A 26,757-nucleotide genomic window follows, 5' to 3' on the forward strand; every position below is an offset into this window, starting at 1 on the left:
GATAATATAAACAAATCTGTATACGAACATACTGACACCCAAAATCTTCTGCCGCCAAAGCGCTATAGCAGAAGAAAAGGCGCGTCCACCATTTTTGTTTTTCTCCAGACCTTGAAATAACCTGACAAAACCATCCGCGCAGCCAATGAGGCTGCTTGCATTATCATCAGTAAACTGATTTCTTTTTTCAAAACCGCGACGACATCAACTTCAAAAATTAGACCATCGGGTGAAGCGCCAGACCTATAAACACAGAATTACCCGGCTCGCTTTCCAAAGAGCGCAAAAGTCCATTCGTCGGCAACATTGAGCTCGATGAGCTACTTCCCTTCGCGAGGCCTGAACGCATTCGAAAATCCCAGCGGCGGCCTCTCCCGCCGCTACTTGGAGAAGGCGAGTTGTCGAATACGGATGCCCCGGCAAGCGTTACATTTTCTAAAAATAGCGACGGCATAAGCGATCATAACCAAACCGATCCGGGTATGTGCGACAACGCAGCGCGGGTGAACTATTCCGCGGTTGAGGAGCGGCATTCGCAATGAGACGCTGCCGCCGCGGCGCTCGAAACGGCAAATGCGCGGCTGCTGGCGCTGATCGAGACGACCGTGCATGACCGGATTGCGAAATTCCCGGCGAAAGGCGAACAATGATTGCAAAACCTCTGTAAAACCGCCTTAAGACGGCGACAGCGAAAAGCGCTACAAGCCCTTGTTTTTATTATGGTAGCGGGGGGCGGATTTGAACCGCCGACCTCAGGGTTATGAATCCTGCGCTCTCACCAACTGAGCTACCCCGCCAAAAGGGTCCCGGGCGCTTCAGCCGCGCCGCCGGGAGCGGAGGTCTATAACGGGCGGCGCAGGCCCCTGCAAGAGGCCATGAGGCCCGATCTCTTCCACACCGCCCACCTGCGCCGCGATCACGTCAAAAGCGCGGGATGAGCCCGCGCCTTTTCCCCGGTTTGTCGTTGAAACGAGCCCCGAACGCGGCGCGCCGAGCCTAACCAGAAGCGCCCGGCCCCGCCGCCTCTGATAGGCTCAAACACGACCTTCAACCTTTGCGCTCGCGCCTCCAGGCCAATGGAAAAACAATGATGAACCGGACAAGAACACTCGCCATACTCGCAAGCTTCTCGCCGCTCTTACTCACCTTTCAGACGCCGGCATGGGCTGGCAATGGGCAGACGAGTCTCGAGGCCGCAACCGACAAGGGAGACGTTCGAGATCCGCGCGCGGGTGAGGCGTTGGCGAAGCTTGATTTTCTGGTGGGCGACTGGAGCATCAAAAGCACATATTCACAGGCCGACGGCTCCACCGTTGAATCACAGGCGAAAATGAACAGCCGCTACACAATGGGCGGTTTCGCTATCGAGGCGGAAAGCATCCATGCTTTTCCTCGCGATCCGGCCAACAATATATTTGTCAGCACGCACATCTTTATGGCGCATCCGAAAACGGAACGCATCGCCGCAATCGCCATCAATACGTTGGGTAACCGCAAATTCAACGATGGCGAGTTCATAGAGAATGATTTTGTCGTGGTGGCCTCAGGCGAAATGTTCGGCGGAAGCGATCATCTTGAACTGACCAGATACACAAATATCAGCGACAGCCGGTTCGAGACCAGATCGGAAATCTCCGAGGATGGCGGCGCTACATGGCGCGATGGCGGATACTCAGCAGTCTATACACGCGTTAAATAGCGCGCCGCCGGCTCTGTCCTTACAACAGCGAGACGGCGTGCTCAGCGACCGCGAGCGATGTCGTCAAGCCCGGCGATTCAATCCCATAGAGACCGAGATAGCCGGGCACGCCATGAAGCGCCGGCGTGGAAAAGAGAAAATCCCCCTCTTCGCCCGGGCCTTTCAGTTTGGGACGGATGCCGGCGTAGCCGGGTTGTAGTTTATCTTCGTCGATATCTGGCCAGAATTTTCGCGCCGCTGCGGCGAAGGCGGCGCGGCGCGTTTCGTCAACAGAATAATCCGTATTCGTATCAACATATTTAAGATCCGGCCCGAGCTTACCCTGCCCGCCGAGATCGCGTGTATAGTGAACGCCCTGACTGTCCGGCGCCGGCAAGGGATAAATCAATCGCGAAAACGGCGCCTTGCCGGCATAGGTGAAATACTGACCCTTTCCGTATTTCAAATGCGGGATGGTTTCATCAGGAATGCCCGCGATGGATCGCGCAACACGATCCGACCAAAGCCCTGCGCAATTGACGACCGTCTTTGCTTTCAACGTCACGGGATCGTCGCCCCCGACATTGAGTTCAATTCCGTCGCTTGCAACACGCCCGCCGAGCACCGGCGAAGACAGCGCCAACGCGCCGCCGTGATTTTCAACATCGCCCAACAGCGCAAGCATCAATCCATGACTATCGACGATACCGGATGACGGCGAGAGGATGGCGCCGTAAGACTTCAGCCCCGGCTCCAGCGCCGCCGCTTCTTCTGCGCTGATAATGGTGAGGTCATCAACGCCGTTTTTTTCAGCGTTTTCCTTGAGCGCGGCAAGTTTTGGAATGTCGTCTGCGCTGGTCGCAACCAACAGCTTGCCGCAGCGGGAATGATTGACATTATGCGCCGCGCAAAAAGCATAAAGAGCATCGCGGCCTTTGACCGCCAGCGAGGCCCGCACACCGCCGGGTTTGTATTGAATGCCTGCGTGAATGACTTCCGAATTACGTGCGGAGGTCTCTTCGCCGAAAGCGTCATTCTTTTCGAGGATGAAAACGTCGCGCCCGGCGCGTCCGAGGGCGCGCCCGATGGCAAGGCCGATGACGCCTGCGCCGATAACGACTGCGTCAACCGCCTCGGCCATGACGCCCTAGTCCGTGGTGGCGATCCAGTCCGGATCGTCCTGAACTTCGCGCTCCCATTTCAGGAACTCATAATAGCCGCAGCGCTTTTGTGTCGGAAATTCGCGGCAGATTTTCATCCGGCCTTCATAGATGGTGCAATTGCGTGTGTCCTTGTCGAGGAACATGCAGGACGTCACAAAATGCTCATCATCCGTATGGCGAATGACCCGCGGATTTTCCTTGTCACCCTTTTTGGTGAACTTCTTTTCGGCTTTTTCTTCCGAGATGCCGTGGAACTTGGCGAGCCGTTTAACGTCCGCCTTGTTCACCGGAATATGAGTATAGGAACAGCAATAAGCCGAACACTTGACACAGTCATAAAGCTTTTTCGCCATCATACGCCCCGCGCAGCAAACCTAATCCATCCGGTAGTGGACGAAGTCGCTTAATGTTGCAACCTTATCATAGAGTTTACGCGCGGTTTCATTGCCTTTGTCGGTATGCCAGTAGACGCGCGAGAGCCCTCTGCTTTTTGCTTCTTCATAGACAGCATTGATGAGCTTGCGGCCGGCGCCGCTGCCACGCGCTTCGGCGTCCACATAAAGATCCTCAAGATAACAGTATCCTGTCTCGGACCATGTCGATGGATGCGGCAGGCCGTGAACGAAACCGATCACCTCGCCGTCCTGCTCCGCCACAAAACCGAAATAGGGCTCGCCCTCGGTCAGGCTGTGGAAAAGCCTGTCGGCATGAGCCTGCGGCAGCTCCATCTTGTAGTAATCAAGATAGTCCTCCCACAGGCGATGCCATGCGTCTTCATCGCTCGAGGCGATTTTGCGAATAAGCGTCATGCGGCGGCTTTCGTCGCGGCAATCCAGCCGCCCCCAAGGACACGGCTGTGAGCGGCGTCGGGCGAATAAAACACGCAAGCCTGTCCCGGCGCGACGCCCTCTTCCGGCGTCGCAAGCTCCACCGCCCACCCCGTTGGGCTGGCGTCCTCCCACACAAGCCTTGCCGGCGCGGGCGGCCTCGTGGAGCGGACTTTGACTGCGATTTCAGCGCCTTCGCGGGCGGCGGCTTCGCCTTCGCCGTCCCCAAGCCAGGTCACTTCTTTCAGAACGATGCGACTGACCATGAGCGCTTCTCGCGGACCCACGATGACCTGACGCATGGCTGGATCGAGACGCACCACATAGAGCGGATCGGCCGCCGCAACGCCAAGGCCGCGGCGCTGGCCGACCGTGTAATGGATGACGCCCTGATGGCGCGCGAGCACCGTCCCGTCCACATGAACAATCTCACCTGGCTCAGCGGCGCCGGGGCGAAGCCGCTCAACGACGCTCGCATATTTGCCTTCCGGCACGAAACAGATGTCCTGGCTGTCCGGCTTGTCAGCGACGACGAGACCAAGCTCGCCAGCGATCCGGCGCACTTCAGATTTCGGCATCTCGCCGAGCGGAAAGCGCAGATAGTCGAGCTGTTCTTTGGTGGTGGAGAACAGAAAATAACTCTGGTCTTTTGACGCGTCATGGGCCCGGCGCAGCTCAGGCCCGTTAGGGCCCTCGACACGGCGAATATAATGCCCGGTGGCCATGGCCGCACCGCCAAGATCGCGCGCGGTTTCCAGCAGATCCCTGAACTTCACCCGCTCATTACAGCGCACGCAAGGGATCGGCGTCGCCCCGGCGAGATAGGTGTCTGCGAAATCTTCCATCACCGCTTCGGAGAACCGGTTCTCGTAATCGAGAACGTAATGGGGAAAGCCCATGGCCTCGGCGACCCGGCGGGCGTCCTGAATATCCTGGCCCGCGCAGCAGGCGCCTTTTTTCTGAATGGCGACGCCATGATCGTAAAGCTGCAGGGTGACGCCGACCACGTCATAGCCAGAAAGCTTGGCCAGCGCCGCCGTGACGGAGCTGTCAACGCCGCCCGACATGGCGACGATCACGCGCGCGCCGGCGGGCACGCCGAGGTCAATCCGCGGCGCATCGATAGTGGATATGTCCAGCAATTTGCTCATTTGCGGCACTACATAGTGCCTCGGTGATTAAAGGGCTAGTGCGCGATCCCGGCGCCCTGGCGGTCCTGAAGCCGCTAGCAATTGCCTGTCTCTTTCAGAAAGGGACCGGCTGGCTATTCCTCGCCCATATATGCGCCTGTTGTGAGATCGACGCCGGCCTCCTCCAGAGCCACGATCAGCGGCGCCAGCAGGTCGCCATAGCGCTCAAGAACCCTATCCTTTTGGCGCGCCAAAGGCGAGCGGACCTGCGCCGCGCTGAATGTCGCCACCGGACGCTGCGCTTTGTGAAATTCCAGACACGCATCGGACCAATCAAGGCCGCAATGTGCGATCAGCTCACGCGCTCGCTGCTCAAAATTTTCAACGAAGTCCTCATATTGAAGCAGCAGCACTTCATCGTTCAGCTCGCGGCGCCAGTGCTCCATTTGGCGAGCGTATTCTCCATAGTAGTGAGCTGTATCCGACAGGCTGCACGCAAAAGGCCAGCCGCTGCTGAAGTCATTCCGGAAAATCGAAAAACAGGTTTCAACGGGATTTCGGCGAATGTGAACCAGCGCCGCCTCCGGGAAGAGCGCATTGATCAGTCCGACGGAACGAATGTTCAACGGCTGTTTGTCGATAATATACTTTTTCTCCCCGATTGCAGGCCACCCAGAGACGTACTCGTTACGCCAGGCCTTTCGTTGCTCTTCGGGAATATCCCCAAATGCCTCAACGCCAGCCTGACCTGCCCAAGCTACCGCCGCATCATGAATGACGGGCAAAGCGCCCAGCTCTCCCGCGCCGAAGGCCTCGGGATGGGCGGCGAGAACGCTTTCAATTAGCGTGGTTCCGGACCGCGGCGCGCCAAGAATAAAGATTGGAGTGGCGGGAGCTTTGTCTCCAGCCGAAGATGTTACGCCACTCTTAAAAAACGCGAGATCACGCCGACGCTCTTCTTCGGCCCTTGTCTGGTCATAAAGGCTGCCCTCCAACGCAAGCAGATCCGTCGTCAGCGCATTGCCTTTGATAAAAGCCTGCATCGCCTTTGGATAATCGCTGCGCCTGTGCAGCGCCGCGCCAATAGCCAGAAAAAGCGCCGCTCTATGTTCTGCTTGCTTTCCGGAATCGTCCGCCATGCGCTGCATATTGGCCAGCATTGCGTCGTCGATATCGCCATTTTTGATTGAAACGAGATGCACATAAGATTGCGGCATATCCGGGTTCAACTCGATCGTCCGTAAGAAATGACGCTCTGATTTTTCGAGATCCCCTGTAAAAAGATCATACCGGGCCTGTGCAAATTGAAGCTCAGCGTGATCCGGGGCCAGCTTGCGCACTTCCCCAAGAACGCGCTCTGCCTCAGCGTAGTCAAACGCCGCCAGACAAAATCTTGCATAGGCCGACAGATCGGCAACCGCTGGCGCTGCAACCTTGATCACTGGCTCGAAAGCGTCGCGCGCTTTTGGCGCGTCACGAAGCTGCATATAGGCGTGTGCGAGGCTGCGACAAGCGTTCAAATCCGATGCATCGGCCCGGCGCCACAACGCGGAGACCTCCAGAAGCTCACGCCAATTGCGCGCTTGGATCGCCGCCGCGCAACATAACTTCAACAGCGATATATCGCCGGGCCATTTTCGCCGGGCCGTTAACGCGGCCTGAAAAGCCTCTGCCGTGGAGCCAACCAGCAATTTCGACCTGACGAACCCTGCAACCGCATCCACCCGGTCAGGGGCAAGGCGACATACTGTTTCGTAGCTTTCCGACGCAGCTTTGTTGTCGCCAATTTTCACTTCCGCCCGGGCGAGGCGCATTCGTATGGTTGCATCAATGGGCGCACGCTGCGCCGCTATCCGAAGATGCTCCACGACTCGCTGAAAATCGTTGCGCTTTTCATGAATTGCGGCGGCATTGATCCGAAAGATTGGCTCATCCGGATCAAGCTCCACAGCACGTTCAATAAACGCCAACGCCTTGTCGATGTCTTTCTCCGACCACGCCACCAATCCAAGAAGGTGCAGCGCATCGGGATAATCGGCCTGCAGTTGCAAAGCCTTTTCGCCATACATCCGGGCGCTCGCCATATCGCCAGACTGGTGCGCGGCGAATGCACTATCGATCAGAGAGGATGCTTGTTCTTTGTCTTGCATCAGTGCGGTTGGACGGAATTGACGCCGGTCTGGAGTTGAAACGATTACGAAGCTCAAAACCTATAAGGACAATCCACGCCGGACACAAAAAGAGGTGGCGCGTCCCCACGCCGTGGCTTTTATAGGCGTTAGCCGGAAGCCGACCCACTGAGGCGATCCCCCCCCCTGAACTCCTTCAATTCGTAACTAATCTCTTAAAGTTCGCGTAACGGGCGCTCCCTAACATTACCGAATAGAGAGAAAGCCAGGTGCGAGTTGCGTGATGCGCCCCAGAAAACCAGCCCGAAAACCGGCGCCTGCTAAGGCCGCCGCTAACGGCAAAGCCCCGACAAGGCCCAAAAAGGCAATGAAGCTGCGCTCGAGCGCGCTGACGATCGCCCTCACGATTCCTATCGCCTGGGCGGTTGCGAGCACGGCGCCGCACGCCTTTGCAGCCCCCAAACAATATGAGGGCGTCGTCACCAGGGTCGTCGATGGCGACACCCTTTATCTCAATAATGTCGAAACGCGCATTCGCCTCTGGGGCCTGGACGCCCCGGAGCGGGGTGAAAAAGGCGGCAACGCCGCCACCCGCGCCTTGCGCGAAATCGCCCATGGCGAACGCCTTGTCTGCAAAGAAGTCGACATTGACCGCTATGGCCGGATTGTCGGCCAGTGCTTCCTCGCCGATGGCGGCGATGTCACAGCGTTGATGATAGAGACCGGCAAGGCGCGCGAATATGTTCGCTATTCCGGCGGCTATTATTCGACGCGATAAATGATGGCGGTTGGGCTTTCGCCGATCCGGCGTCGCCCATCAATCCGTCGTGAGTCAGGCGGCGCGTTTCAATTTCAGCGCTGTCCAGACATCGTCGAGGGCCTTGATGAGATCGCCCATGTGATCATCCGTATGCAGCGGCGTCGGTGTGAACCTCAGACGCTCCGTTCCCTTGGGCACGGTCGGATAGTTGATGGGCTGCACATAGATATTGTGCTCTTCAAGCAGGTAATCGGAAACGCGCTTGCACTGCACCGGATCGCCGACTTTCACCGGTACGATGTGGCTCACCGAGTCCATCACCGGGAGGCCTTCATCGGCCAGCAGTTTTTTCAAATGCGCCGCGCGCTCCTGATGTTGCTCGCGCAGATGGTTTGAAGCTTTTAGCGTTTCGACGCTGGCGAGCGCGCCGGCGACGAGAACCGGCGAAAGCGCCGTCGTAAAAATAAAGCCCGACGCATAAGAGCGGATCGCGTCGATAATGTCGGCGTTGGCGGCGATGTAACCGCCCATAACGCCGATCGCCTTCCCCAGCGTGCCTTCGATAATGTCAATGCGGTGCGCAACGCCGTCGCGTTCTGACACCCCGCCGCCGCGAATGCCATAAAGGCCAACCGCATGTACTTCGTCGAGATAGGTGAACGCGTTGTAGCGTTCGGCGAGATCACAGATCTCGGCCATTGGCGCAATGTCGCCGTCCATGGAATAGACGGATTCAAACGCGATCACTTTTGGACGTTCAGGCGGAAGCTCCGCCAGCAATTCTTCAAGATGCTCAAGATCGTTATGGCGCCAGATGCGCTTGATCGAGCGTCCGCCGCGAATGCCCTCAATCATGGAGGCGTGGTTGAGTTCGTCGGAGAGGATGACGCAATCGGGCAGGATGCGCGAAATCGTCGACAGCGTCGCCTCATTGGAGACGTAACCGGACGTGAAAAGCAACGCCGCTTCCTTGCCGTGAAGGTCTGCGAGCGAGCGCTCAAGCTTCATATGATAATGGGTTGTGCCGGCGATATTGCGTGTGCCGCCTGCGCCTGCGCCCACTTTCGCGAGCGCTTCTTCCATGGCCCCTACAACCGCAGGATGCTGGCCCATGCCGAGATAGTCGTTGGAACACCAGACGGTGATCTCACGGGGCTCACGTTCGCGCTCATTATGGCCGCCATAATAGAGCGCCCTCGGAAACTGACCGCGCATGCGCTCCAGATCCGCAAACACCCGATAGCGCCCCTCGGCCCGAACCGCGTCCACCGCCGCCCGGAATGCTTCATTATAATCGACCATCGCGCTCTTTCGGCTTAACGCCTCGTTTTTCCTCAGAATGACACATAATCAACTACCGCCGGTAAATGCCAGTGCAAAGCCGCCGGACCGAACGCCGCATGCGCTAAGGCGCATGGCCTGTCCCGGCCATAGCGCTGGAAGATCAGATGTTTTTTCCGGCAATACAATGCGTCCCGTCGGCTTTTGCCCATAGATTATATTGATGTCGTCTATTGGCGCAGCAACACAAGGCGCGCGCTTGTGCATCAGGAAGAAAAAGAAAACGCGCCTCCCGGAAGGAGGCGCGTTCCACACACCAGTTGAGAATGATTCTTAAAAAGTTGGCTTACAGACGATAGCGAACCTGGTCCGCCCAGAAGCGCTCAAGACGCTGCAGCGTTTTGTTGGTGTCGTCGATAAGCTGGCTGTTGACGCCGCCCACCTGCTCCACCGACTGAAGCTGGCGCTCGAACAGCGCGTTGATAGCGTCGCGCACTTCAAGGCCTACATCGGTCAGCGACACGCGCTTGGAGCGGCGGTCCGTATTGGAGCGCTCGTCCTTGATATACCCCTTCTCCACAAGCTGCTTGAGATTGTAGGAGACATTGGAGCCGAGATAATGGCCGCGCGAGCGCAATTCGCCCGGGGTCAGTTCAGCGTCGCCGATATTATAGAGGAGCAGCGCCTGAACGGAGTTGATATCCGTCTGGCCGAGCCGCTCCAGCTCATCCTTGATTACGTCGAGAAGTTGCCGGTGAAGCCGTTCCACCAGATGTAAAAGCTGGAGATATCCGGACTCCAGCGCTTCAGGGTCTTTGCCGACCGATGTCGCGCTCTCGCCAATAACTTCTCGCATTGCCCCGTTAACCGTCATTATTATTACTCACTCAACGAAAACCTGTACTGCGGTTATAGGAACGAGGTCTAAAAGCGCCGTTAAGCCGGACTGTTCAATTTGAAATCAAATTATAAGGACCGCGGCCCAGGCTGGGCTTTCCCGGCTGTTGAGAATAATAACGGATTATGAACAAACGCCCTCTCGCCCCTTTGGCTCGCTTCCCCGCCCTGCGTCTGCGCCGTTTACGGCGCACGGACTGGTCCCGCCGCCTTCATGCGCAGACGCGCCTGTCGGCTGACGACCTGATCTGGGCGATTATCTTAAAAGACGGAAAGAATGTGCGCGAACCGGTGGCGGCCCTGCCCGGCGTCTACCGGCTCTCGCCTGACGAAGCCGTAACAGCCGCCTTAGAGGCGCGCGAGCTCGGCATCCCCGCCCTCGCCCTCTTTCCCTTCACGGACGCCGAAGGCCGCACGCCCGGCGGCGAGGAAGCGGTCAATCCGGATAATCTCATGTGCCGCGCGGCTCGGGCGATCAAAGCGGAAGTTCCCGAAGTCGGCCTGATGGCCGATGTCGCCCTCGATCCCTATACCGATCACGGCCATGACGGACTGATGAGAGACGGTGAAATCCTGAACGATGAAACTGTCCAAATCCTCGTGAAACAATCCGTGGTGCAGGCGCAGGCCGGTTTCGACATTATTGCGCCATCGGACATGATGGACGGGCGCGTCGGCGCCATCCGCAAAGGTCTCGACGAGGCCGGTTTCCAACATGTGATGATCATGGCCTACGCCGCGAAATACGCCTCGGCTTTTTACGGCCCCTATCGCGAGGCGATCGGGTCATCAGGCGTCCTGAAAGGCGACAAGCGCACCTATCAGATGGACCCGGCGAATAGCGACGAGGCGATCCGCGAAGTGGCCCTCGATCTCGCTGAAGGCGCTGACTCGGTAATGGTCAAACCCGGCCTCCCCTATCTCGACATTGTCGCCCGCGTGAAAGATGAGTTCGGCGCGCCGACCTTCGTCTTTCAGGTCTCCGGCGAATATGCGCAGATCAAGGCCGCCGCCCAGAATGGATGGATCGACGGCGACAAGGCGATGATGGAGTCGTTGCTGGCGTTCAAACGCGCCGGCGCTGATGGGATTATTACTTACTTTGCAGCTGAGGCGGCAAGGACGTTGAAGCAATCGATACGGTGATTGCGGCTTGTAGCCACGCCTTTGTCATTGCTCACATTTCACGTTAAAAGACGGAAGCGCCTGCTGCATTTATGCAGTTGCGCTGTTCGCATACGGGGGAGACCAAAATGGCAAAGCTTGGAAACGCGGCGCTAATTCTTGCCGCAATGGCATATATGATCGTTGTCGGCGCCGACCTGTTCGGACAATTAGTGCTCACGGCGATGACCTTTAGTGAACCGCCGCGGTCTTTGCACATGTACCATGGTCCGGTCCCCTATGACAGCGCACCCTTTTGGCGGACATTGACCATGATTGTATCTTTTCTGGCGGCCATCGCGGTCGCTACGAACTGGACCAAAACCCGTCGAATGTGGGTCGCAAGTTTTTTTGTCGCGTGGCTGGTATTGAACGCGGCGTCTTTTGCATTCGTGTTTCCGGAATATCAGGCGATACAAGCAATTCCATACGCTGATTATGTTGACCCAGAACTTGTGAAACGGGCTCAGGCTCAGGAATTATTGGGCTTCGTCAGGTGGATGTTTGCATTGGCAATCGGCATTTTGCCGTTCATTGCGCTAACGATTCCAAGAACGCGATATTAGCGCGAACGGGAAGAATGCTTATTTTTTCAAGAGATGCAGTGCGGACAGTGGCGTGACTTATTTCTACTGACAACAACCTGCCGCACCCGACTAAATCCCCCCATACCCGCCTTTCGGCTTCAGGGGTTTTCGTAAAAATCCGTATACGGGCAAAAATAACAGCGCGAAAAGCGTCTTGATAGCGAAGTCGCCAATCATCCAGTTCACCCATGGCGCGCCCGATCCCGCATAGACGCCGGGAAAATAAATCAGCGCATAAATTCCATAGCCAAGCAGCGCACCATAAAGCGGCGCGCGCCACCAACGAGCCCCGCCGCGCGAAATGTCATAGGCGCTGGCGGCCACATATTGCGCAGCCATGGCGCTCGCCGTGAAAAACACCGTGAAGCGAACGCCCGGCAAATCGCCATCTTCCAGCGACGGAGCCAAAATTGACAATTGCGCAAAGATCGCCGCCGCCGCCACGCCCCAGGACGCGGTGACCGCGCGCGAGGCTTCGTCGCCGCCATATTTGCGCGCGAAGAGAATGACCGCCAGCGGCGCCATCGACATGATCACCCCGCCCCGCGACAGCCAGTTGGAGGGGCGCGAGGCAATGTGGTCCCCGGCGATCCAGTCAAACAGATGGACGGGAATGTCGACGGTGAGAATCGCCGCCAGCAACAGCGGCGTCAGCATCACCGCCAGCATCACCATGCGCATGAAGCCGGTCATGAACCCGCCGACATGGCGCGCCAACCGCTCCATCGCCGTTTCCCGGGGATTATGCTTTTCGACCGCGCTTTCCATCCGTCCTGCTTGGGCGTTCCTCTTGCCGGGGGCTTTTATACAGACTCGCCGCCGATCCCCAGAGTCCGGGACGGAAAAAGAACCCACCGCCGGAAAAGGGGAGCGCAATAGAAAACGGGGCGGGCCCGAAAGCCCGCCCCGTCTTGAAATTCTTGAGAAAAAGCGCCTGCGCTTAAGACGCTTTCGCCAGTTTGCGCTTCAGTTTCAACGCATTCGTTGAAAGCTTGCCCTCATCAGCCTTGGCGAGGAAAACGTCGAGGCCGCCCATATGGTCGACCGTGCGGAGCGCCGAGGCGGCGATGCGAAACTTGAAGCCCTGGCCGAGCTTGTCCGAATGCAGCGTCACGTTGCAGAGATTCGGCAGAAAACGCCGCTTGGTCCGGTTTTTCGCGTGGGAGACATTGTTCCCGACTTTCGGGCCAATACCCGTCAATTCACACCGCCGCGCCATGGGTCTTACCTTGCATTTTTAGGGGCCCGCGCCATATCTGGCGGCGTCCGCCCGTTCCGAGAAACCTTGAAATTGAGCCGCGCTCTGTAACTGAGGCCCGGGAAGGCGTCAAGCATATGCAAGGCAGATTTGAGCCATTAACTGCGACTCTCCTATAAATAGTCCCGTAATCGCCGAAAGCCATTAGTTTCCGTGCCCTCCTCCCCCTCTTTCGATGAATTCGCGCCCTGTGGCGGTGGGCGGCTCTGCGCGGTTCTGGGCCCGACCAACACCGGCAAGACCCATTACGCGCTGGAGCGGATGCTTGCCCACAAATCGGGGATGATCGGCCTGCCCCTGCGGCTCCTCGCCCGGGAGATCTATGACCGGATCATCGCCATCCGCGACCCGCGCGAGGTCGCCCTCGTCACCGGCGAGGAAAAGATCATCCCGCCCAACCCGCGCTACTGGGTGGCGACGGTCGAGGCCATGCCCCTGGAGCGCGAGGTCGATTTTCTCGCCATCGACGAAATTCAGCTCGCCGCCGATCCCGAGCGCGGCCGGGTCTTCACTTCGCGCCTCCTCCATGCGCGCGGGCGCGGCGAAACATTTTTACTTGGCTCGCACACGATGCGCCCGATCCTGCAGCGTATGTTCGGGCGGATCGAATTCCTGTCGCGCGAAAGGCTTTCACGCCTCACCTATACCGGCCCGAAAAAGGCGACGCGCCTGCCCCGCCGCTCTGCCATTGTCGCTTTCTCGGCTGATACGGTTTACGCGCTGGCAGAACTCATCCGCCGCCAGCGCGGCGGCGCAGCGGTTGTGCTGGGCGCCCTTTCCCCGCGCACGAGAAACGCACAGGCAGAACTTTATCAATCAGGCGAAGTCGATTTTCTGATCGCCACCGACGCCATCGGCATGGGGCTCAACATGGATATTGACCATGTGGCCTTCGCCGCCTCGCGCAAATTCGACGGACGGCGTCCGCGCAACCTCAATCCATCGGAACTTGCACAGATTGCCGGCCGCGCCGGACGTCATATTCGCGACGGAACCTTTGGCGTCACCGCCGATTGCGGCGCCTTCGATGAAGAGCTCGTCACCGCGATTGAAGATCACCAATTCGATCCCGTGAAAGGGTTGATGTGGCGCTCGGAGCAGGTCGATTTCTCATCGCTCTCGGCGTTGCGCCGGTCGCTCGATAAACCGCCGCCGCGCGATTATTTCATGCGCTCGCGCCGTGAGGATGACGAAGATGCGCTCCACCGCCTCTCAGCGCGCGATGACATCCGCGATATGGCCAAGGGCGGCGCGGCGCTTGGACTGTTATGGGACATCTGTCAGATCCCCGATTTCCGCAAGACCGGCGGCGACCAGCATGCGCGGCTTCTGGGCGATATCTATGAGCTGTTGATCGCCGGCGGGCGGCTGGACGCCTGGCTCGAACCCCGCATGGAACGCCTCGACCGCATTGACGGCGATATTGACGCTTTGTCAGCGCGTATCGCCCATATCAGGACATGGACATATCTTTCGCACCGCTCCCACTGGCTTGACCGCGCCCCTTATTGGCAAGAGCGTGCGCGCGCGATAGAAGACAGGCTCTCGGATGCGCTGCATGAAAAACTCACTCAACGCTTTGTCGACCGGCGCACGGCAACCCTGTTAAAGCGTTTGAAAGATGATACGCCCCTATTGGCGGGTGTCACCGACGACGGAGAAGTGATTGTGGAAGGCCAATTCATCGGCCGCCTTTTAGGGTTCGAATTTATTGTCGACCCGCGCGCGACCGGCGCCGAAGCGAAATCCTTGCGCGCCGCTGGCGAAAAGGCGCTGCGCCCTGTGCTCGCCGCGCGCGCCGCTGCGCTTGCGAACGCCGAGGCTGGCGAATTGCGTCTCGACGATGATGGAACCGTCTGGTGGCGCTCTGCGCCTGTCGGGCAGTTGCAAAAAGGCCCGGCGCCGTTGCGTCCATCGCTCGCGATCACAGGCCTTGCCGAAGTGACGCCTAATTTGCGCGGCCGCGTCGAAGACCGCCTGAAAGATTTTGTCGCCGCAAAGATTGAAGGCCTGCTCGGTCCGCTGGTCGCATTACAGACCGCCGCCAATTCAGAAAGCGAAGACGGCTTGAAAGGTTTGACCAAGGGCGTCGCCTATCGTCTGGTCGAAAATTTCGGCGCGACCTCGCGCACGCAATTTGGCGACGACTTAAAACAGATTGATCAGGAAGAACGCGCCAAGCTCAGAAAGCTTGGCATGCGCTTTGGCGAATTCACCCTTTACATGCCTGGAATTTTGAAACCGGCGCCGGCGTCCCTGCTCACGCTGCTTTGGGCGCTGTGGACCGACCGCAAGCCCGGCGATGTGCCGCCGCCCGCAGCGGGCCGCGTCTCCATCGAAATGAATGAAAGCCTGCCGCACGCTTATTACTACGCCAGCGGCTATCGCCCGTCCGGCGTACGCGCCGTGCGCATCGACATGCTGGAACGCCTTGCGGGTCTGATCCGCACCGCGCGCAATGAAGGCAACACAAAAGAAGGCTTCGAAATCAATTCACAGATGATGTCGCTGGTCGGCTGTTCCGGCGAAGACTTCGAAGCGATCCTGCGCTCCCTCGGCTTCCGCAAGAATGTGGTGAAGCGCAAGAAGGTCGAGCCGAAAGTGGAAGCAGCGCCCGTTGCTGAAACCAAACCCGACGAATCGCAACCGAGCGACCCTGCCCCTGAGGCGGCGGCCGCGGCGGCGACCGACGCCGCTCTTGAAGCGCCACAGGCTGGCGTTGGAGAAGTCCAGCCGCCTGAAGCTGTAACGCCGCCTGCTGATGTCGTGCTCGACACCGGTCTCAGCGCCGGGCAAGTCGCCGCGCAAGGACTGGAACAGGCCTCACCTGAAGCCCCGTCTGCGGCCGCGAGCGCACCGCAGGGCGGTGACGCGCTTGAGAACGCCGCCCCTGCGTCAACGGCGCCGGAAGCCACAGCCGCCGAGGCCGAAGAAATCGAAGTCACGCTTTGGCGCCCGGCGCCGCGCCGGCCGAAGCCCCAAGGCAAACCCCACGGCAAACAGGCGCGCCGCGACGGTGAACAACAAGGCGATCGCGGGGGCGACCGAAGCGGCAATCGCACCGGCGGCAAGCCGCGCGACGGCGATCGCAATGATCGCAGAGGAAACAAGGGCGGCAAAAGCGGCCCTCGCCGCGGCAAGGAACAGCGCAAACCCGCCGTCTACAGCGCCGGACCGAAGCGCGAGAAAAAGGCTGATCCCAATTCGCCTTTCGCAGTGCTCGCTGGCTTGAAAGCGGAGCTGTCAGGCGCTCCCGGAAAAGACGACAAGACCAAAGCCACCGAGAAGGCTGAATGACAGGCGACAGCGCCGAAACGGTCAACGCGTCCCAGCGTCTCGACAAGTGGCTATGGCAGGCGCGGTTTTTCAAAACGCGCACCCTCGCCGCAAAATTCGTCAGCGACGGAAATGTCCGCATCACACGCGGCGAAATTACTCAACGCGCCGACAAGCCCAGCACCGTGACCCGCCCGGGCGACACGATCGTCTTTACCCGGAATGACCGGTTACGCATCATTTATATTCTCGACTGCGCCGAAAGACGGGGACCGGCGTCCGAGGCGCAAACGCTTTACGAAGACCGCTCTCCGCCGCCGCCGCCAAAAGGAGAAGCGTCGCCGCGCAAGGCCTTCGCACGCGACAAAGGCGCCGGCAGGCCGACAAAAAAAGATCGCCGCGCGCTTAGCGCGCTTAAAGCAAACTGACGCAAGATTTAAGGAACGCATGATGTTCGACAAACTGTTTGACCGGTTCAAAAACGAGGAGCCTCAAGCTGGAGCTGAGAACCGACTGGAGCTTGCCTTCGCCGCGCTGCTGGTCGAAGCCGCACGGGTAGACGAAGATTACGCAGACAATGAAGTCGCGCTTATCGACCGGGCGCTGATGAAACGATTCGGACTTGGCGCGGCCGAGGCCGCCGCCCTGCGGGCGCAGGCTGAAACCGCGCAAGAAGGCGCAACCGACATCCAGCGTTTCACCAAGGTCGCCAAAGCGATGACGCGCGAGGAGAAAGTCGAGCTGATTGAAGAACTGTGGGAGATTGTCCTGTCCGACGGGACGCGCGATCCCTATGAGGAAACCCTGATCCGCCAGATCTGCGGCCTCATCTATGTGGATGACCAAGACTCCGGCTCGGCCCGGGCCCGCGTCGCGGCCCGGCTCAAATAAGCTCAAGAGAAAATGACGATCCGATCAGGAAAGCTCGCTTGCGTCATGGCGGTGAGCGGGTAAGAAAGGCGAAAACCGCCGCCGAGAGTAAGGAGCGCGAGCAACATGACCTATGTGGTGACTGAAGCCTGCATCAAGTGCAAATACACGGACTGCGTGGAGGTATGCCCCGTCGATTGTTTCTATGAGGGGGAGAATATGCTGGTGATCCACCCGGACGAATGTATCGATTGCGGCGTGTGTGAGCCTGAATGCCCGGCTGAGGCCATCATTCCCGACACCGAGTCGGGGGCCGACAAATGGCTCGAGATCAACACGAAATACGCCGCGGAATGGCCCAACATCACCCAGAAGATCGACGCCCTGCCCGGGGCGGACGATGTCGCCGAGGAAGAGGGCAAATTCGAGAAATATTTCTCCGACAAGCCTGGCAAAGGCTCTTAAGCTCCACCCCGATAGGTTTCGTCAGCGCTCCGCACAGCACCGAAAGCTGTAGCGGAGCGTGCAATTTTGTGCTAATATTCTGGCTGAATCTTGGATCGTTTTGCGGCGCGCACCGTTAATCCGGAGTCTTCGGACTGGGCTATAACTCCTTGGCATTACTGGGAATATCGTTTCCATCTTAAATGGGCGATAACCGGTTTTCGCTAAGGTGGCGCACCGTTGGGTCAAAGGCAAAGCTGGGGAAAACTCCTCCGGCGCCACTTTGACACACCGCTTGGCGAATCCACCCACGATTGCCCGCCGGGCCCACCCGGCGCTGCTAATTTAAGGTCTCACATGGCTACGAAATCGACGAAAAAGAAAGCCGCGACAAAAAAAGCTCCCGCGAAGAAAACTGCGGCCAAGAGCACAGCGAAGAAAAAAACAGCGGCGAAAAAGGCCGCTCCGGCCAAGAAGGCCGTTAAAAAGGCGACGGTGAAGACCTCGGCCAAAAAGGCCGCTCCCGCCAAGAAAACCGCGAAAAAGGCGGCCGTAAAAACATCAGCCAAAAAGGCCGCCCCGGCCAAGTAGGCCGTCAAGAAAGCAACTGTGAAGACATCAGCCAAAAAGGCCCCCGCAAAGAAGGCGGCGCCGAAAGCCGCAAAAAAAGCGACCGTAAAAACCTCCGCCAAAAAGGCTGCGCCGGCGAAAGCGGCGAAAAAGACCGCATCGAAGAAAGCGGAGAAAAAAGCGCCGCCCAGGCCTAAGCCGGTGAATGTAGGTCAGGCCCCGCGCAAGACCACCCTCGCCGCCTCGATCCCGACGCCGAGCATGGCCCCGGTGAAAGACGCGCCTCAGGCCGACGCCGAGGCTTCCGTCAACACCGAAGCCTCGCAAAGCGCGAAACAGAATTTCAAGGTCAACGACAAGATCGTCTATCCCGCCCACGGGGTCGGCAAGATCACCAATCTTGAAAAGCAGCAAGTCGCAGGCATTCCGATTGAGCTGTTTGTTATCGCCTTCGATCAGGAGAAGATGAAGCTGCGCGTGCCCACGGGCAAGGCGAAAGCGGCGGGGATGCGCCCCCTCTCCGACGACAAGACGGTGAAAGACGCCATCTCCACGCTGAAAGGCCGTGCGCGGATCAAGCGCACCATGTGGAGCCGCCGCGCGCAGGAATATGACGCCAAGATCAATTCCGGCGACATGAAGCTTGTGGCGGAAGTTGTCCGCGACCTTTATCGCGGCGACGATCAGCCGGAGCAGAGCTATTCCGAACGTCAGCTTTTCGAAGCTGCGCTTGACCGCATGGCCCGCGAAGTTGCGGCCGTGCGCAATGTGGATCTCGGCAATGCGATTGAAGAGCTTGAAAGCGTTCTGAAAAAGAAAACCGCCGCCGCCACGGCCGCCGCCTAGTCCAGCCGCTCAATCTGCAAGGGATGTTTGAGGTCGATCGACGGACCGTTGATCGCCTCAACAAATCCGCGCACGCGGATATTTGCGCCGTCAAACGCCGCCAGGTCCACGCCGCTTTTCAGCCAGCGCGTATAAAGCCGTGAGGCGGCGCCGGCGGTGAAATCCTCGCGAAAGTCCTCGCCGAAATTGAGATAAAACCGGCTTCCATGCTTTTCGGCGCGAAGGACTGTTCCTTCAATGAGGTTGTATGCGCCGACAGCGCCATACGCCTTGTCTGCGTCGAAGATGCGATAGTCTTGCAACGCCCAAAGTCCGGTTTTCCCGGTACGCGCCTCTTGTTCAAGCGCAAGCAGACGCCGAATGAAGTCATGATTTTCTGTCTGCGGCGTAACACGCACGGCGCCGGCCCGCGTTAAGGTCTCCTGCAAGGTCTCCTCTGCACCGGCAACCTTCACTATAACTGGCTTTACGCCCCACCGCGTTGGCGGCAGCGCGTCTTCCACGTCCACGCGGCTGGACAAAAGAGCCTGCAAGGCAATGCGCGATCGCTCAAAATAAGCCGGCGCCTGATCGCCCAAGACATAAAGCGGCGGCGCCATCACATCCGCCAGCAAATATTCAACGTCACCAGCGAGGAAACGGCTACCCGATAAAGCCTGTGCATTGGGAACAATCGTTTGCGCAAAACTGCGAGACACGCCAAGCGCCAGAACGCCGCCAAGGAGATACCGGCGCTTCACCCGGAAATCACGCGCACTTTCGAGCGCGACTTGCGCCCCGCCCTGTCGACAACGGTGACATCGTAAAATCCGGCTCGCGACGGCCGCCACACATGCCGGCCGCTGGTTTCTTCAAGCGTCAACGGCTCGCCATTGACATACCAGCGCAGATCGCCCTCACCGCCACGAGCCGCAAGCGAAAAGCCGCGCTCGTCCTTGCCCATAAAAACCTCGACGCCATCGCGAGGAAAAACGATCTGAGGCGGCGCGGCTGATTGTGCGCGCTCGAACCGGGCCATGGCGAGCAAAGGAGCCTCGTCTTCCATGTCTTCGATGTCGCCTTCCGTGGCGCCGTCGCGATCAAGCATGTCAAAAACGTCGAACAAGAGCGGCGCCGCAGTGTTGCGGCCGGTGGCGCCCGGTCGTGGCGCGCCGTCGGCGCGTCCTACCCAGACGACGATCGTGTATCCCCCGCCATGTCCCGCAGCCCAGGCGTCGCGATAGCCGTAGGACGTGCCCGTCTTGAAAGCGACGCGTGTCGCCTTGCGCGCCAGATCAGCCGGCACCCGGCCTTCCAATGCCGGCGCCCCGGCGAGAATCGACGAAATACGCGCGGCGGTGTCTTCGGAGAAAAGACGATAGGCGTGTATGGGCTGTTTCTCGTCCGCCGCCTTCCAGACCAAGGGCGCGACTTCACCGCCGCTGCCGAGCCCGGCGTAAAGCGCTGCAATCTCGCGCGCGGTAACCCCGGCGCCGCCAAGCGCCAAAGCGAGCCCCGGCGACTTGGTCGCGCGGTTCGGCGTCTTGAGATCGACCCCCGCCGCCCGCATCAGCGAAGCGAAACGCGATGCGCCGACACGGTCGAGGGCGCGCACGGCGGGAACATTCAAGGAGTGCTGCAAGGCCTCGCGCACACGCACCTCGCCGCGGAAAGTGCGGTCGAAATTCTCGGGGGCATAATCCCCGAAGGCGCGCGGCATGTCGTCGATCACGGTGTTCGCAGACGCATAGCCCGCTTCAAACGCAAGACCATAGATAAACGGTTTTAACGCAGACCCCGGCGAGCGCGTGGCGGCGGTCAGGTCTATCCATCCTCCTTTGACGTCGAGACCGGAGGATCCAACGCTCGCGCGCACGGCCCGGGTTTTGTTCTCTACGATAATCAGTGACGCTGTGGCGCCGTCATCGAACTGTTTCACATATTGGCTGAGCGCCTTTTCCGCACGCGCCTGAAGTGAAGCGTCGAGTGTTGACCGGGTAACGCCGGGCTTTTCAGCGCGCGCCAGCTCCTGCGTCGCATGATAGGCCAGACGCGGCAAGGGGTGGCGCGATTGCGGCAAACGCGCCTCACCCGCTTCAGTCATATGGATTTCATCCATGACGCCGGCGGCCGCCAGTTTTTCCAGTATTTCCTGACGCGCTTGCCGCGCCGCACCTGCCCGCAAATCCGGACGGCGCGCTTCCGGCGCTTGCGGCAGTGCGATCAATAAAGCCTGCTCAGCGTCGGTAAGGCGCGTCGGCTCCTTGTCGAAATAAATGCGGCTCGCGGCGCGCACCCCTTCTATGTTGCCGCCATAAGGCGCCAGCGTCAGATAAAGCTCAAGAATTTCGTCCTTTAACAGACGCCGCTCAATCTGGAGCGCCCGCACCATTTCTGCGAATTTCGCGCCGACATTCCGCTTGCGGGGCTCAAGGAGACGCGCCGTCTGCATGGTGATTGTCGACGCGCCGGAGACCACATGACCCGCTTTCGCCGAAGAAACGCCGGCGCGCATCACCGCAAGCAGATCGACACCCCAGTGCTTGTAGAAACGCTTGTCTTCGACAGCAATCAAACGCTCGACAAAAATCGGATCGATCTGATCGAGATTAGCTTCAAACCGCCAGCGCCCTTCCGGCGTCGCGAAGGCATGCAGCCATTCGCCATTCCGGTCCGTCACCAGCGGCGACAAATCCTGAGCCCGCTTGAGCGGCGGCGGAAAAAGCAGATCAAGCGCAGCAATGGCGGCGAGGACCGCCAGCACCAAAAAGACTATTCGGCGCTGGCGCGTTTTCATGATATCGCGCTCCGCAATCATTCCGCGGCGGCGATGGAAATGCGCCCGACCTCGGTCCGGGCGAATTCTCCGGGGCGGTACATATCTTCAATGACGGCGCCCGGCATCACGAAGGCGCCAGGCGTGACTGCACGCACCACATAAGCAAGGGTGAAGCGGTTGCGCCCATTCACATCGACGGCGGCGACAAATCGGTCATCGCGCGCTTCAGCGACTTTCGAATAGGAAAGGGCGCCAACCCATTTATAGGGACCATTATTGCCAGCCCCACCCGCATCATCAGGATTAAGGACGGTCTCGATCTCAAGCCCCGCAGGCAAGAGGTCCGCAATCACCGCCGGGTGAAGGCGCTGATCCGTCGCTGTCCCGCTGATGACGACAACAAGCCGATCGTTCTGGCGCACGGTCGATAAATCCGCCGGGCGACCGTCACGGGTGGCGATGCGTTTGGTCAGGGAGAACCCTTGGGCCGCTGCAGGCGGCGCAGCGGTCGGCGAACCTGACACTGTCAGGGAACGGAATATCTGTCCCTCACCGTCATTGCGATAGGAAACGCCAGCCTCAATTTCCGCATCCTCCGGTGCAAAAGACGGCGCCGGCGGCAAGTCGGTGAGGCTCTGACCGTTGACGGTCAGCTCCACCGCCTCCGATGTCCGCAAAAGCGCCTGTGCTGCAAGCAGCGTGAACGCTTTTTCCTGCGTATGCATACGGCTCGGCTCTTTCATATAGATTTTGAGCTGCTCGACGAATGCTTCGGTCTTGTCGGTCTGGCCGGACTCAACCGCAAGCGCCACAAGCCCGGCCACATCACGCAGATTGGTCTGGTAGTAATCGCCGCGATTTTGCCAGCCCACCGCCTGCATCGCTTGTTTGAAGGCGCTCTCTGCGCGGGCGCGGTCGCCCATCATGGCGAGCGCCGCGCCGATATGGGCCCGCGCGAGCGGGCTCGGCGTGCCTTCAAGCAGCGCATCATGGAAATAGCGGAGATCGGAAAGGTCAGCCCGTCCTGCGCGCGCCAATACATAGAGCGCATAGGCTGCAGAGCGGCGTTTCAGGAATTCACGCGTGTCGTTGTTATTCGCAAATTCCGGCACACTGGTCTGGTAACTTGCAAGGTACCAGCGATCGACGCGCGCAATATCGGCAAGCGACTCATAAGCGCGGTCGAGCGCTTCATCCGGCACCGCATAACCTTCGTTCTTGGCGCGATAGAGGAAGTCGGTGACATAGGCGCCGAGCCAAGGCGACGCCCACCGGTCGCCCACCCGCCACAGACCGAAAGCGCCGTCGGGCGACTGCCGGTTGAGAAGCTCGTTCACAGCCTTCTGTACACGCGGCCGCACAGCCCGCTCCGGCCCCTTGCCCACTTCGCCGCCGAGCACATCAACAAACAGGAGCGGCATCGCTGAACTCGTCAACTGTTCGGAGCAACCATAGGGGTAGCGATAAAGCGCATCGAGCAGCGGCCCCGGCTCGATCCCGTCAAGACGAGAGAAGGACACCGCGACATCCGCTGAACCGGGCACAAACGGTTGGGTAACCGCGTCGGTAAGCTGGAACGTCTCACCGGGCTCCAGCGCGGCGGTTCGCACTTCCGTGACGGGGAAATAGGGCGTGCGCGACTGGATCGGATAGGAACGCGAAACCGCAAACCCGCCCGGCCCTTCAACGCTGAGGCTGACCGCCCCGATGCCGACTTCGCCGGTTGTGAACGAGAATGCTTTGGTCTGCTTCTCGCCCTGCGCCAGCGTGAAAGTTTCGGCGGTTGAAAGACCAACCGGCCCCTCACCCGCAAGCGAAACTTTATAGTCGCCGGCCTGCCCGTCGACATTGTCGATCAGGAGCGTCGCCGTCGCAGTGTCGCCGGGTGCAAGGAAGCGCGGCAGGGAAAGCTCCGCCGGCACGGGATCGCGCACGGTCAGCGGCTCAGAATCCGAACCAAGCTTATCCTTCGACCAGGCGACCGCCATCAGGCGCAATTCGCCGTTAAAGTCAGGCACCTCAATGGGAACGCTCGCCTTACCGCCAGCGCCGACGGTTACGGGTCCGGTAAACAGCGCCACCGATTTTGTCGGCACGACGGTCAATCCTTCGCCGCCAATGGCGTCGCCGCCAAACCGCGCCGCAGCGCCAAGATTGGCGTCAAGGATGCGGCCGTAATCATCGCGAATGGAAACACCGAGACGTTTCTTGCCGTAATAATAATCGACCGGATCAGGCGAAGCGAATTTCGTCAGGCGCAAAATGCCCTCATCCACCGCAGCCACAGTCATCATCACCGTGGAGCCCGGCGCGGCGCCGCCGACCGTCACCGGCAGATCGAGCCGCTGGCGCGGACGGAACACCTCGGGATCGTCAATCGCAACATTGAGTTTACGCGCCGACATATCGAACGGCACATAAGAGACCGCCATGGCGCGACGTGGCACCGGCCTGTCGCCGGGATCGCGCGGCGTCACCACCGTCGCCATGACATAAAAGCCCGCACCCCAGCTCGGGTCCGTATCGACGATAATCTCGCGGCCCTTCGCTTCAACGCCCATACGCTGGACGAGGTGCACCTTATCCGTGGCGATCACGATGGTCGCCTCGCCTTCATAGGGCGGATTAAGGAACAGACGCGCGCGCGAACCGGGCGTCACCTTGTCTGTCTGCAAGGTTAGCGCCGCCTGATCGGGCGAATCTGCGCCTGACGCATAAGACCGCCAGCCGACATAAAACCTGATATCGCTTTTCGCCTTGCCGCCCGCTTGGGACACAGTCAGGCGATAGGTGCCCGGATCGACCCGCTGGCCGACAAGGGTAGCTATCTGCTCAGGGCCCGTCTTGCCGCGGCCCTCAGCGATAAGGACATCGCGGAAAGACCGGCGCCAGCGCCACTGGCCATTTTCACGATACCAGTCGAACCAGTAATCTTCTTCGACAAGACGCCATTCGAGATCGCCCTCAATGGGTTGACCCTGCCAGTCGATCAGGACGGCGTTAACGCCAACCTCTTCGCCCTGACCAAAGCTGGTCTCGTCATTGGCAAGCTTCAGACCCACATAAGCATTATCAGGACGCACCGGAATGCGCGCCGATTCACGCACAACGCGTCCGCCGGGTTCTACGACGCCGACAACGACATCCGCCCGCATGGGCGCGCCATAATCTTTCGGCGCAGTGTCGACATTGACCGCGATGCTCGCCTGTCCTTCGGCGTCAGTGGTTGTGTTCGGCAAGGTCAAAAAGCGTTCATCGAAACGGCCATTGACCGGACCGAACCGATAGCTTCCAAAATCCGGAAACGGATTAGGATCGAGACGCAGACGCGCCTCGGCTTCAACCGCCAGCCCGCTCGCTGGCGCGCCGTAAAGGAAACGGCTTTCAACGGAAAGTTCGCGCGCTTCACCGGGACGGATCGGACTTTTTTCATCGCCCTCAAGTTTCACCTCAAGGCGCTGCGGAACAAAATCTTCAACCGAGAACTGTTCCGAACCGACAAAACCGTCGACGCCATCGGCTTCGACCTGAATAGACCACATGCCGCGCGGCGCCGACGCCGGTACGTCATACTCAAAAGTAAAGCCGCCAATCGTCAATTCATCGATCCGGCGCTTGTCGGCTTCCGTGCCGTTGGGGCGGCGAACCGTGACCGTCAGCGGACGGTCTTCAATAGCTTTTCCAGCATCGTCGCGCAGAAGACCGGACACATGAACCGTTTCGCCAGGGCGATAGATCCCGCGATCCAGATAGACAAACGCATCGACTTTCGACGGCGCAGAGCGCCCGCCCACATCTCGGTCCGACAGATCGAGCGGCGCGCGATCGAGATCAAGCGCCGCGTAATCGTCCTGCGGGCCATAGGCCATCAACATGCGCGGCGTCAGCGGATAATCGCCATTGACCGCCTCCTCGCTGAAACGCGCACGGCCGTCGCCATTGGTGATGGCTCGTGCAAGAATATCATTGTTGGCGGCGATCAGCGACAGCTCGACGCCCGCCATGGCGCGCGCCGTCGAAATCGAGCGCACGAAAACATCGACGCCATCGGCGCCGGAATAAGTTGTCAGCGCCATGTCGGTAAAAACAATCCAGCGCCAGGCCGATGCGGCGCGCCGATCATCCGCGCCGGGCGACACGTCTTTAAGCCGCAGGAAATATGCGCCCGGCTTCAACTCGCCGAGCGCTGCGCCGAGCGCGAAGACCGTGGTGCTGGTCTCATTGCGTTCACCCGCAGTTGCAAGCTCGCCGGACCAGACTTTGACGCCCACATCCTGACCGTCTTCCTGATCCCAGACATAGGAATACTTGTCTTCGCCGCTGGCTTCACCTGCGACAATATTCTTCCTTGCTAGCGACCGGTCGGAAACGCGGTAGACGGTGATCTCCACCTTTTCCACATTGACGGTCTCGATGCCGATCCCGTCCGCTTCAAGGCGCGGAAGGATGACGCCGTCACCGGCGAAGCCCGCATAGGACGGCTTATCGCCAAAAGCGACGGTCACTTCCTCTGTGCGTTCAAGCCGTTCGCCTTTGGCTGAAGGCAGTCCGACGCGCAGGCGCACACGATAATCCTTGTCGAATTCAAGGCCGGTGAGGCAAAGCGATGTCCCGTCAATCTCGATGGCCGATCCGTCGGCGGGGCTAACGCGGACAAAATCGCCATAATTGACGTCGCCGCCATCATTCAGCTCGCGATTGAACTGAAGGCAGGCTTTCGGGGTCGCGGTCCCGGTGTCGAGGCGCAGGCGCCGATAGGCGAAGTTCTTCGCCTCGAGGACCTCCGGTCTTTCCGCATTATCTGACCGGCGCTCTTGGAAGGGCCGGCGCTGGGCCTGGCCACGCGTCTCGGCGGAAACAACGGGCTGGCTGTTGGGCGCGCCCCGCGATCCCGAATCGGGGGCGATGGTCCGCCCGAGAAGAAGCCCCGCTGCAAAGGCCGCCAGAATGCCGGCCGCCGCAATCACATATTGTCTGCGCGCAATCATATCGTCTCCCGCCTAACGCCACTCCGCCCGGATGGTCCCCGCCGGATACCGCCAGCCAATTATGGCGGTTAATCAACTAAAGGAAAACGATTCCAAGACGTTTTCGGGAAATTTAGGCGGCCAGCCCCATG

Annotated in this window: 22 protein-coding genes and 1 tRNA gene; 9 read left to right on the forward strand and 14 right to left on the reverse strand. The window is 59.6% G+C overall.

The features are described 5' to 3' along the window. Nucleotides 1-720: 720 nt before the first annotated feature. Nucleotides 721-797, reverse strand: a tRNA-Met gene (locus ACFOOP_RS18135). Between the two features lie 290 nt (nt 798-1,087). On the opposite strand from ACFOOP_RS18135, the gene ACFOOP_RS18140 reads away from it, so the two are divergent. After that, nucleotides 1,088-1,699, forward strand: coding sequence for a hypothetical protein (locus tag ACFOOP_RS18140; RefSeq protein WP_379882571.1), 612 nt, complete (start codon nt 1,088-1,090; stop codon nt 1,697-1,699). Nucleotides 1,700-1,718: 19 nt separating this feature from the next. Here the strand turns inward: ACFOOP_RS18140 and ACFOOP_RS18145 are convergent, their stop codons facing one another. The 5 genes from ACFOOP_RS18145 to ACFOOP_RS18165 form a co-directional block, all read right to left on the reverse strand. Then, nucleotides 1,719-2,819 (reverse strand): NAD(P)/FAD-dependent oxidoreductase, encoded by a 1,101-nt coding sequence (locus ACFOOP_RS18145; RefSeq protein ID WP_379882572.1) that lies wholly within the window; start codon nt 2,817-2,819, stop codon nt 1,719-1,721. A 6-nt stretch (nt 2,820-2,825) separates the two neighbouring features. Then, nucleotides 2,826-3,197 carry a YkgJ family cysteine cluster protein gene (locus ACFOOP_RS18150; protein WP_379882573.1) on the reverse strand — a complete coding sequence of 124 codons (372 nt, stop codon included), beginning with the start codon at nt 3,195-3,197 and terminating at the stop codon, nt 2,826-2,828. Between the two features lie 18 nt (nt 3,198-3,215). Further along, nucleotides 3,216-3,650 carry a GNAT family N-acetyltransferase gene (locus ACFOOP_RS18155; protein WP_379882574.1) on the reverse strand — a complete coding sequence of 145 codons (435 nt, stop codon included), beginning with the start codon at nt 3,648-3,650 and terminating at the stop codon, nt 3,216-3,218. Then, a complete protein-coding gene (gene mnmA, locus ACFOOP_RS18160) occupies nt 3,647-4,819 on the reverse strand; it encodes a tRNA 2-thiouridine(34) synthase MnmA (RefSeq protein ID WP_379882575.1) in 1,173 nt (390 codons plus the stop codon). The genes ACFOOP_RS18155 and mnmA overlap by 4 nt, the downstream gene beginning before the upstream one ends. Before the next feature lie 113 nt (nt 4,820-4,932). Next, nucleotides 4,933-6,948, reverse strand: a complete 2,016-nt coding sequence (locus ACFOOP_RS18165) for a tetratricopeptide repeat-containing sulfotransferase family protein (protein WP_379882576.1) — start codon at nt 6,946-6,948, stop codon at nt 4,933-4,935. A gap of 346 nt (nt 6,949-7,294) precedes the next feature. Here ACFOOP_RS18165 and ACFOOP_RS18170 point away from each other — a divergent pair, with 346 nt between their 5' ends. Then, nucleotides 7,295-7,705, forward strand: a complete 411-nt coding sequence (locus tag ACFOOP_RS18170) for a thermonuclease family protein (RefSeq protein WP_379882577.1) — start codon at nt 7,295-7,297, stop codon at nt 7,703-7,705. A gap of 54 nt (nt 7,706-7,759) precedes the next feature. On the opposite strand, the gene hemA is transcribed toward ACFOOP_RS18170, so the two are convergent. Both hemA and ldtR read right to left on the reverse strand, forming a co-directional pair. Beyond that, the gene (hemA, locus tag ACFOOP_RS18175; RefSeq protein WP_379882578.1) at nt 7,760-8,989 is read right to left on the reverse strand and encodes a 5-aminolevulinate synthase; all 1,230 of its coding nucleotides are present in this window, start codon (nt 8,987-8,989) and stop codon (nt 7,760-7,762) included. A gap of 325 nt (nt 8,990-9,314) precedes the next feature. Then, nucleotides 9,315-9,842, reverse strand: coding sequence for a transcriptional regulator LdtR (gene ldtR / locus ACFOOP_RS18180; RefSeq protein WP_379882579.1), 528 nt, complete (start codon nt 9,840-9,842; stop codon nt 9,315-9,317). A gap of 149 nt (nt 9,843-9,991) precedes the next feature. Between ldtR and hemB the strand changes: the two genes are divergently transcribed. Continuing rightward, complete coding sequence (hemB, locus tag ACFOOP_RS18185) at nt 9,992-11,011, forward strand: porphobilinogen synthase (protein WP_379882580.1); 1,020 nt, start codon at nt 9,992-9,994, stop codon at nt 11,009-11,011. A gap of 107 nt (nt 11,012-11,118) precedes the next feature. Beyond that, on the forward strand, nt 11,119-11,595 hold the full coding sequence (locus ACFOOP_RS18190) for a hypothetical protein (protein ID WP_379882581.1): 477 nt from the start codon (nt 11,119-11,121) through the stop codon (nt 11,593-11,595). Between the two features lie 90 nt (nt 11,596-11,685). Here the strand turns inward: ACFOOP_RS18190 and ACFOOP_RS18195 are convergent, their stop codons facing one another. Together ACFOOP_RS18195 and rpmB are read right to left on the reverse strand one after the other, a co-directional pair. Further along, nucleotides 11,686-12,384 carry a VUT family protein gene (locus ACFOOP_RS18195; RefSeq protein WP_379882582.1) on the reverse strand — a complete coding sequence of 233 codons (699 nt, stop codon included), beginning with the start codon at nt 12,382-12,384 and terminating at the stop codon, nt 11,686-11,688. A 172-nt stretch (nt 12,385-12,556) separates the two neighbouring features. Then, nucleotides 12,557-12,835 (reverse strand): 50S ribosomal protein L28, encoded by a 279-nt coding sequence (gene rpmB / locus ACFOOP_RS18200; protein WP_379882583.1) that lies wholly within the window; start codon nt 12,833-12,835, stop codon nt 12,557-12,559. A gap of 192 nt (nt 12,836-13,027) precedes the next feature. Here rpmB and ACFOOP_RS18205 point away from each other — a divergent pair, with 192 nt between their 5' ends. The 4 genes from ACFOOP_RS18205 (at nt 13,028) to fdxA (ending at nt 17,485) form a co-directional block, all read left to right on the forward strand. Then, a complete protein-coding gene (locus ACFOOP_RS18205; protein ID WP_379882584.1) occupies nt 13,028-16,171 on the forward strand; it encodes a helicase-related protein in 3,144 nt (1,047 codons plus the stop codon). Beyond that, nucleotides 16,168-16,578 (forward strand): RNA-binding S4 domain-containing protein, encoded by a 411-nt coding sequence (locus tag ACFOOP_RS18210; RefSeq protein ID WP_379882585.1) that lies wholly within the window; start codon nt 16,168-16,170, stop codon nt 16,576-16,578. The genes ACFOOP_RS18205 and ACFOOP_RS18210 overlap by 4 nt, the downstream gene beginning before the upstream one ends. Before the next feature lie 19 nt (nt 16,579-16,597). Beyond that, the gene (locus ACFOOP_RS18215) at nt 16,598-17,041 is read left to right on the forward strand and encodes a tellurite resistance TerB family protein (protein ID WP_379882586.1); all 444 of its coding nucleotides are present in this window, start codon (nt 16,598-16,600) and stop codon (nt 17,039-17,041) included. A 105-nt stretch (nt 17,042-17,146) separates the two neighbouring features. Next, nucleotides 17,147-17,485 carry a ferredoxin FdxA gene (gene fdxA / locus ACFOOP_RS18220; protein WP_379882587.1) on the forward strand — a complete coding sequence of 113 codons (339 nt, stop codon included), beginning with the start codon at nt 17,147-17,149 and terminating at the stop codon, nt 17,483-17,485. A 332-nt stretch (nt 17,486-17,817) separates the two neighbouring features. On the opposite strand, the gene ACFOOP_RS18225 is transcribed toward fdxA, so the two are convergent. Beyond that, nucleotides 17,818-18,090, reverse strand: coding sequence for a hypothetical protein (locus ACFOOP_RS18225; RefSeq protein WP_379882588.1), 273 nt, complete (start codon nt 18,088-18,090; stop codon nt 17,818-17,820). On the opposite strand from ACFOOP_RS18225, the gene ACFOOP_RS18230 reads away from it, so the two are divergent. Next, nucleotides 18,074-18,880 carry a CarD family transcriptional regulator gene (locus ACFOOP_RS18230; RefSeq protein WP_379882589.1) on the forward strand — a complete coding sequence of 269 codons (807 nt, stop codon included), beginning with the start codon at nt 18,074-18,076 and terminating at the stop codon, nt 18,878-18,880. The two genes, ACFOOP_RS18225 and ACFOOP_RS18230, sit on opposite strands and share 17 nt — an antisense overlap. Here the strand turns inward: ACFOOP_RS18230 and ACFOOP_RS18235 are convergent. From ACFOOP_RS18235 to ACFOOP_RS18245, 3 genes are read right to left on the reverse strand one after another with little or no spacing between them, the layout of a single operon-like run. Continuing rightward, nucleotides 18,877-19,620, reverse strand: coding sequence for a hypothetical protein (locus ACFOOP_RS18235; RefSeq protein WP_379882590.1), 744 nt, complete (start codon nt 19,618-19,620; stop codon nt 18,877-18,879). The two genes, ACFOOP_RS18230 and ACFOOP_RS18235, sit on opposite strands and share 4 nt — an antisense overlap. After that, nucleotides 19,617-21,656 carry a penicillin-binding protein 1C gene (gene pbpC / locus ACFOOP_RS18240; RefSeq protein WP_379882591.1) on the reverse strand — a complete coding sequence of 680 codons (2,040 nt, stop codon included), beginning with the start codon at nt 21,654-21,656 and terminating at the stop codon, nt 19,617-19,619. Before pbpC ends, ACFOOP_RS18235 begins: the two co-directional genes overlap by 4 nt. Nucleotides 21,657-21,673: 17 nt before the next feature. Further along, on the reverse strand, nt 21,674-26,626 hold the full coding sequence (locus tag ACFOOP_RS18245; protein WP_379882592.1) for an alpha-2-macroglobulin family protein: 4,953 nt from the start codon (nt 26,624-26,626) through the stop codon (nt 21,674-21,676). Between the last annotated feature and the right edge of the window lie 131 nt (nt 26,627-26,757).

It is taken from the genome of Hyphococcus aureus (assembly GCF_042643165.1).
GTDB classification, from domain to species: Bacteria; Pseudomonadota; Alphaproteobacteria; order Caulobacterales; family Parvularculaceae; genus Hyphococcus; species Hyphococcus aureus.

Bases quoted from the DNA above. Each gene is read 5' to 3' on its own strand.
- hemA (WP_379882578.1), bottom strand. From the start codon at position 8,989: ATGGTCGATTATAATGAAGCATTCCGGGCGGCGGTGGACGCGGTTCGG.
- ACFOOP_RS18210 (WP_379882585.1), top strand. From the start codon at position 16,168: ATGACAGGCGACAGCGCCGAAACGGTCAACGCGTCCCAGCGTCTCGAC.
- ACFOOP_RS18215 (WP_379882586.1), top strand. From the start codon at position 16,598: ATGATGTTCGACAAACTGTTTGACCGGTTCAAAAACGAGGAGCCTCAA.
- ACFOOP_RS18140 (WP_379882571.1), top strand. From the start codon at position 1,088: ATGATGAACCGGACAAGAACACTCGCCATACTCGCAAGCTTCTCGCCG.
- ACFOOP_RS18155 (WP_379882574.1), bottom strand. From the start codon at position 3,650: ATGACGCTTATTCGCAAAATCGCCTCGAGCGATGAAGACGCATGGCAT.
- ACFOOP_RS18150 (WP_379882573.1), bottom strand. From the start codon at position 3,197: ATGATGGCGAAAAAGCTTTATGACTGTGTCAAGTGTTCGGCTTATTGC.
- ACFOOP_RS18190 (WP_379882581.1), top strand. From the start codon at position 11,119: ATGGCAAAGCTTGGAAACGCGGCGCTAATTCTTGCCGCAATGGCATAT.
- ACFOOP_RS18195 (WP_379882582.1), bottom strand. From the start codon at position 12,384: ATGGAAAGCGCGGTCGAAAAGCATAATCCCCGGGAAACGGCGATGGAG.
- ldtR (WP_379882579.1), bottom strand. From the start codon at position 9,842: ATGACGGTTAACGGGGCAATGCGAGAAGTTATTGGCGAGAGCGCGACA.
- hemB (WP_379882580.1), top strand. From the start codon at position 9,992: ATGAACAAACGCCCTCTCGCCCCTTTGGCTCGCTTCCCCGCCCTGCGT.
- ACFOOP_RS18145 (WP_379882572.1), bottom strand. From the start codon at position 2,819: ATGGCCGAGGCGGTTGACGCAGTCGTTATCGGCGCAGGCGTCATCGGC.
- mnmA (WP_379882575.1), bottom strand. From the start codon at position 4,819: ATGAGCAAATTGCTGGACATATCCACTATCGATGCGCCGCGGATTGAC.
- pbpC (WP_379882591.1), bottom strand. From the start codon at position 21,656: ATGAAAACGCGCCAGCGCCGAATAGTCTTTTTGGTGCTGGCGGTCCTC.
- fdxA (WP_379882587.1), top strand. From the start codon at position 17,147: ATGACCTATGTGGTGACTGAAGCCTGCATCAAGTGCAAATACACGGAC.
- rpmB (WP_379882583.1), bottom strand. From the start codon at position 12,835: ATGGCGCGGCGGTGTGAATTGACGGGTATTGGCCCGAAAGTCGGGAAC.
- ACFOOP_RS18165 (WP_379882576.1), bottom strand. From the start codon at position 6,948: ATGCAAGACAAAGAACAAGCATCCTCTCTGATCGATAGTGCATTCGCC.
- ACFOOP_RS18170 (WP_379882577.1), top strand. From the start codon at position 7,295: ATGAAGCTGCGCTCGAGCGCGCTGACGATCGCCCTCACGATTCCTATC.
- ACFOOP_RS18245 (WP_379882592.1), bottom strand. From the start codon at position 26,626: ATGATTGCGCGCAGACAATATGTGATTGCGGCGGCCGGCATTCTGGCG.